General features: G+C 35.6%; 1 protein-coding gene. It reads right to left on the reverse strand.

Features of this window, described 5'->3' with window-relative positions; translation table 11 throughout:
- On the reverse strand, nt 1-424 hold a 424-nt coding region (locus PEPTYR26121_RS08695; RefSeq protein WP_180501035.1), incomplete at both ends, for a phage major capsid protein.

A 424-nucleotide genomic window follows, 5' to 3' on the forward strand; every position in this document is an offset into this window, starting at 1 on the left:
TTTTGGAGCAAAGGCAGATGTGTAGGCAGGATATCCTAAAAGTCTATCTGGTTCTCCATCTTTAAGTGATGGTTGCCAAATATATGCACCATTAACATCTTTAAGCTTTCTAATTTGAGCAACTGTTGCATCATTTAAAATGAAGGCTGCTTTCTTTCTATAAGGTCTGTCTAATGAGTAAACTAAATCAATTAATTCATCTGCAGTAATTGTTTGAGCCTTTGTTGTTAGGCCAAGTTCTCCACCCTTTTTAGAGTCAAAAATTCCTGTAGGCTTGTTTACTCCATCGCCATTTAAGAAAGCATCCTCTTCAGCATTTGCTAGTGCTCTAGTAAATTCTTCAGTGATGTATTTTTCTAAATTAAAGGCTGAATCATATAGAAGTTCTTCAGTAACCTTAATTCCAACATGGAGTTTATGCGCA

The organism is Aedoeadaptatus nemausensis, assembly GCF_903819165.1.
GTDB classification, from domain to species: domain Bacteria; phylum Bacillota; class Clostridia; order Tissierellales; family Peptoniphilaceae; genus Aedoeadaptatus; species Aedoeadaptatus nemausensis.